Origin of the sequence: Mesorhizobium sp. M2A.F.Ca.ET.039.01.1.1 (assembly GCF_003998035.1) — a bacterium.
Classification (GTDB): Bacteria; Pseudomonadota; Alphaproteobacteria; order Rhizobiales; family Rhizobiaceae; genus Mesorhizobium.
Map to the genome: position 1 here is coordinate 1 of NZ_RZRY01000478.1, position 4948 is coordinate 4948.

The 4948-nt window shown below is 63.9% G+C and carries 4 protein-coding genes, 1 tRNA gene and 2 pseudogenes; 5 read left to right on the forward strand and 2 right to left on the reverse strand.

Annotated features, from left to right (window positions below; all coding sequences use genetic code 11):
• Window positions 1-73: 73 nt before the first annotated feature.
• The 4 genes and pseudogenes from EOA24_RS27265 (at window position 74) to EOA24_RS27280 (ending at window position 3822) form a co-directional block, all read left to right on the forward strand.
• Window positions 74-877, forward strand: coding sequence for an energy transducer TonB (locus EOA24_RS27265; RefSeq protein ID WP_127257150.1), 804 nt, complete (start codon window positions 74-76; stop codon window positions 875-877).
• A 71-nt stretch (window positions 878-948) separates the two neighbouring features.
• Window positions 949-2344, forward strand: a pseudogene (locus EOA24_RS27270) (multicopper oxidase family protein).
• Window positions 2345-2448: 104 nt separating this feature from the next.
• Complete coding sequence (locus EOA24_RS27275; protein WP_245463414.1) at window positions 2449-2934, forward strand: hypothetical protein; 486 nt, start codon at window positions 2449-2451, stop codon at window positions 2932-2934.
• A 555-nt stretch (window positions 2935-3489) separates the two neighbouring features.
• Complete coding sequence (locus EOA24_RS27280) at window positions 3490-3822, forward strand: hypothetical protein (protein WP_126080529.1); 333 nt, start codon at window positions 3490-3492, stop codon at window positions 3820-3822.
• A gap of 112 nt (window positions 3823-3934) precedes the next feature.
• On the opposite strand, the gene EOA24_RS27285 is transcribed toward EOA24_RS27280, so the two are convergent.
• Together EOA24_RS27285 and EOA24_RS27290 are read right to left on the reverse strand one after the other, a co-directional pair.
• Complete coding sequence (locus EOA24_RS27285; protein WP_126080528.1) at window positions 3935-4378, reverse strand: hypothetical protein; 444 nt, start codon at window positions 4376-4378, stop codon at window positions 3935-3937.
• 176 nt (window positions 4379-4554) lie between these two features.
• A tRNA-Ala gene (locus tag EOA24_RS27290) sits at window positions 4555-4630 on the reverse strand.
• A gap of 192 nt (window positions 4631-4822) precedes the next feature.
• Between EOA24_RS27290 and EOA24_RS43330 the strand changes: the two are divergent.
• Window positions 4823-4948 (forward strand): annotated as a pseudogene (locus tag EOA24_RS43330) (YggT family protein); the annotation flags it as partial.

The window sequence follows — 4948 nt, forward strand, 5'->3', positions numbered from 1 at the left end:
TGCCTATGCGGTGCAGAATCTGAGTTTCGCCGAAATGCAGGATGGCGGCCCGCCGCCGGCGCTGGCGGTCGAGATGGCACCGCTGATGACCGCGCCCGCCGTGCCGGAGGAGGCAGCGATGCTGGACACCGTGACACCGGAGCCGCCCGATGCGGCGGAGGAGACGGAAAAGCCCGTCGACACGAAGCCGGTGACCGATCCGGCGCCGGTGGCGGAGCAGGCAGAGCCGGTCACCGAACAGCCACTCGACGACACGCAGGAGGCTGAACAGGTCGCGCCGGTGCATCAGACCATCGCGGCGCTGAGCGAGCAGCAGCCACTGGATGAATTCGTGCCGGATCCTGTCGAGGCGATCGCGCCCGATTTCGCCATTCCGCTACCGCAGCCGAAACCTGTGGAAGCCGAGGTCAAGGCGCAGAAGCCGGTCGAAGCCAGGAAGAAGGTCGAGAAGAAGCCGGTCGAAAAGCCGAAGGAACGGGTGAAAAAGGAAAAGGCGACGACGCCCAAGGCGACGACCATCGCCAGCATCGACGCCAAGGCGGCGACGAAGGCAGCGGCGCCCAAATCGTCTGCAACGCAGGGGGTATCTGGTGACTCCAAGCAATGGGACGCAAAGCTCAGAGCCTGGCTCAATCGACATAAGCGATACCCAACCGCAGCAAAGGCGCGCCGGGCTGAAGGGAATGTCTTGGTGACCTTCACTGTCGATGCGTCAGGGCGAGTCCTTTCTGCACGGCTAGCCCGGTCGTCCGGTGATGCCGATCTAGACCGAGCGGGGCTTGCTATTGTTCAAGGAGCAACTGTGCCTGCCCCACCGCCGGAACTGGGTGCACGCCTGAGCCGCACGGCTCCCTTCTTCTTCAGCGTGCGGGACTAGGCCCGCGCACCGGATGGTGGTACGCGGCTAAACCGTTCAACTTTGCCGCTGCACCCTGCCGCCGAAATCAGATGACGATACTAACCCGCCGCACTCTTCTCAAAACCGCAGCTGTCGCCGGTCTCGCCGGAACCGGTGCCGCAGCCTTCGGCAGATTGACGGGCTTCGCCGCAACCCCGCCCGAACTGCTGATCCTGAAGACCGCCAGCATCGAGGCGCGGCTGATGGACGGTGCGCCGACGCAGAATGTTCTGACCTATGGTGAGGCAGGCCCGCCGCCGGTCGTCAGGATGCGGAAAGGCGAACCGTTTGCCGCGCGGCTGATCAACGGCATCGATGATCCGACGACCATCCACTGGCACGGTATCCGCGTTCCCAACAAGATGGACGGCGTGCCGTTCCTGATCCAGCCCTATGTCTATCAGGGCGACCATTTCGACTATGCCTTCACCCCGCCCGACGCCGGCACCTTCTGGTACCACCCGCATTGCAACACGCTGATCCAGATGGGTCACGGGTTGAACCGGCGTGATTGTGGTCGAGAACCTGAAGGACCCGGCCTTCGACGCCGAAATGGTGATCAACCTGCGCGACTGGCGGCTCGGCGACGATGGCCAGTTCATCGAGGCGTTCCGGCCGCGCGACGCCGCAAAGGCCGGCACCTTCGGCACGGTGCGCACCGCCAATTGGCTCGAACAGCCGCAATTCGATGCGCCGGCCGGCGGACTGGTGCGGCTGCGCGCCGCCATCACCGACGTCACCCGTATCTACGCCTTCCGCGTCGACGGCGCCGAGGCAACGGTGATCGCGCTCGACGGCAACCCGGTGCCGCAGCGGTTTACGCCGGACGCCTTGCAGATTGGACCCGGCCAGCGGCTGGAGCTTGCCATCCGTATGCCCGACGAGGAAGGCGCGATCGTCAGCCTGCGCGACGTCCGGGGCACCAAGCCGAAAATCGTGGCGACGCTGCGTTCCGTCGGCAAATCGCTCAAGCACGATCTGCGCGATCTCGGCCCGCTGGAAGTCAATCCGGTGGCGGAGGTGGACCTTTCCAGCGCCAGGCGCATTCCGCTGGCGCTGAGCGCCACGGCGGAAAACGTTTCGGCCGACAGCATCTGCGGTTCGCTCGGTTACAGTTTCTGGGCGATCAACAAGGTGCCGTGGCCGGGCGACACGCCCGACCCGACGGCGCCGCTCGCCGAACTGAAGCTCGGCAAGAGCTACATCATCGACATGGAGAACCTGACGCCGCACGCGCACCCGATCCATTTGCACGGCATGAGCTTCAAGGTGCTGTCGTCCTCGACCAGGCCAGTGCAGCCGCTCGTCTCCGACACCTATCTCATCCAGCCCGACGAGAAGGTGCAGCTGGGATTCGTCGCCGACAATCCCGGCGACTGGCTGCTGCATTGCCACATCATCGAGCATCAGAAGACAGGCATGACGAGCTATTTTCGGGTGGTGTGACGGCATCTCGTTTTTGTGAGGTGGGTTGACCGCGCCGCCTGATTGCCTAGGTAGCCAACTGGGCAGGCGGGCGGCACGCAACTCCAACCGACGGCATGACATCCTTGCGTATTCGAAAACTTGCCTTTGTTGCGGCAGGCATCTCCATCCTGTCGTCCTGCGTCATCCCGGACGATACATCCAGCATCGCCAAGGTCGACCCCACCACGGCCGCCGCCCGCAAGGAGATGGTCGGTCTCAGCGAGGCCGACGTCCGTATGTGCGCCGGCTTTCCGACCGCGACGGCCGATACGGGACCATCCGGCCAGATTTGGACCTATCAACGCACCGTGCAGCGCGGCAACCTCAGCATCGCGGTGCCGACCATGGCCGTGGGCGCGATTCCCGCGGTCGGCGGGTCAGTCAATGTCGCCCCCGGCGGCTACTGCAACACGCAGATCCGCATGGTCGGCGGCCATGTCGCCGAGGTCTCCTATGCCGGCGACAACAATCTGCCGAACAGCGTCGATGCGCTCTGCGTCAGCACGGTGGACGCCTGTGTGGCCTATGCGCGCCAACGCAATCACAAGGCGAGGGCAGTTTCCAGGTGAGTGGAGCGAGGCCGGTCCGAGACTCCGCTTGTGGGCTTCCGACGTCCAACTCGCCGAACATTGCGCGACGGGCGTCTCGAGGCAAAGCTGGAGCACTTCGGCCTCGACGCGGGAAGGGATTTTGACCGGTCGGCTCTGTTTGAATTGGCAGGTCGCATGCCATGGAGATTGGCCGAAACGACCATCGCGATCGTCATTCCAGGGCGGAGCAGCGGCGAAGCGGCGTCGCGTAGACCCTGGAATCCATGCCGTTACCTTCGCCAAGGCGTGCAACGGAACGGAATGGATTCCATGGTCTGCGCCGCGTCGCTTCGCTCGTTGCTCCGCCATAGAATGACGAGGTTCGGGCGGCTTCAACCGATCCCCGGCGCTTGCGCCGATTTCGCGGAAATCAATGGGATGGCGCACAGCCGGAAGGCGGCCCTGGGCATCCCGGCGCGTTACATCATCTAACGCTCATATGTGCGACCGAAAATCAAAGTGATCTCGGTCGCCGCAAATCGCCCCCAATCAGGACGTTCTTCCGGCCTTATTCTGGAAAGGTTGGAGAGGCCGATGAAATTACCCATTCTTGCCCTTGCCGGGACCATGCTGGCGGTGATGCCGGCGGTGGAGGCGGCGCCGATCATCGGCGTGCCGGCTGAAAATAGCCTGGTGCGGGAGGCGCATGTCACATGCGCCTATCTGACCGAGGACGGATACTGCGTTCGGCCGCACAACAAGCACCAATACTGGCGGAAACACTATTACCAGCCCGCTTATCGCACCTATGAGCCGCAGCCACGGGACGAGTATGACTGGCGCTATCAACGTCCGCGGCCGATTATCCGGGTCGTTCCAAACTACCCCCCGCGGGACGAAGATAATTGGGATGACTGGGACGATTGAGGCGCCTTGAGGCCGAGACCCTGCCAAGCGTCTCTTAGCCTCTAGTGGCCGGCATTCGGCGCCCGAGCAGCGCCTTTGCCGGCCTATCCACGAAGAGCCGAGGCTGTTCCTTCTACCGCTTCAGCGCGATGCTGATGCCGCTGAGATCGGCATTGACCTGCAGGCCGACCTGCCTGCCGGTGAGCTCGAGTTGAGCGCCCTTGTCATTGGTCATGACGATCACCTGGGCGCCCTTGCCGAGGGCCCCGCCGCCGCCGGCAGCGCCGTAGACGCCCGTCACGTCGCTTGCGCGGCGGATATGGCGCACCCTGCCCTGGAAATAGGTCTTGGAGGCCCCGAAAGCGAGGCCGCCCGAGACGCCGCCGACCGAGATCGGATAACGTTTGCCATGGAAGGTCAGCGTGCCTTCACCGCCGGAGCCGCCGATGAAGAAGGCCGCCTTGTAGACGGAAAAGCGGATCGTGCCGCTGTCGGCGTGCGCGGCGCTGGCAATGGTCACGCCCGCGGCGGCGATTGCCGCAACCGCGACGGAACGGAACCTGGACGAAATCTGCATGATGGAACTCCTCAAGGATCGCCGCTTGCCCAACCGGCCGCGCACGTTGGCTTCAAATGTATAGCTGAACCGAATTGCCCCGCCATTGGTTCCAGCCACGCGGCCCGAAATCCGGCGGTCACGAAATGGCGAGCAAGGAGGCAGAAGGCGACGTGAAAAGCACCGGCGGTGCTGGCTGGTGGAGCTGAGGGGGATCGAACCCCTGACCTCATCATTGCGAACGATGCGCTCTCCCAGCTGAGCTACAGCCCCGTTCCAGCGGATCGGCTTGTATCGGTCGCGGCCGTTTGATGTCAAGGCGAAAGACCGGGCCGGCCACAAGCGCCGTGGCCGGCGGGCCTTGCCCACTCGCCAAGCCCGCGGGCCTTGCCCGCACGGCAAGCCCGCGGGCCTTGCCCGCACGCTTAGCAATGGCTACATGTCGGCGACAATTTGGAGACCGGCATGATCGCCCTTATTCAGACCATCGTCATGGCGCTTGATATCTACTGGTGGATCATTATCGCCTCGGCGATCTTTTCCTGGCTCTACGCCTTCAACGTCGTCAATTCGCGCAACCAGTTCGTCGGC